The sequence below is a fragment of the Pseudomonas sp. K5002 genome (assembly GCF_013386655.1).
GTDB lineage: Bacteria > Pseudomonadota > Gammaproteobacteria > Pseudomonadales > Pseudomonadaceae > Aquipseudomonas.
The window spans coordinates 1-323 of sequence record NZ_JACARK010001739.1 but is presented as its reverse complement, the minus strand read 5'-3'; the positions used below and the strand labels follow the sequence as shown (position 1 = coordinate 323).

1 pseudogene is annotated in these 323 nt (G+C 64.1%); it reads right to left on the bottom strand.

Annotated elements, in window-relative coordinates:
• A pseudogene (locus tag HX846_RS39020) lies at positions 1 to 323 on the bottom strand (methyl-accepting chemotaxis protein); the annotation flags it as partial.

The following is a 323-nucleotide window of genomic DNA, read 5'->3' as shown; positions in this document are numbered from 1 at the left end:
CAGCAGGTTGGTCTGGTTGGCGATGCTGTTGATCACCTCCAGCACCGAGCCGATTTGTTCGGCCTGCACGGCCAGCCCTTCGACCGTCTCGTTAGTGTCGTGGAGGCGGGTGGCGAGCTGAGTGATTTCCAGCTGGGCACGGCCGACGCTTTCCTGGCCACGGATGATCTGCTGGCTGGCTTGCCCCGCGTGCTCGACGGCATGCTCCACGTGCACGGCGATATGGCCCATGGCATCTTCCATGCGCTGCATGGAACCGGTCATCTGGGCGATTTCCGCCAGTTGGTGGCGCGCGCCTTTTTCCAGGGTGCCGCTGGCGTGAG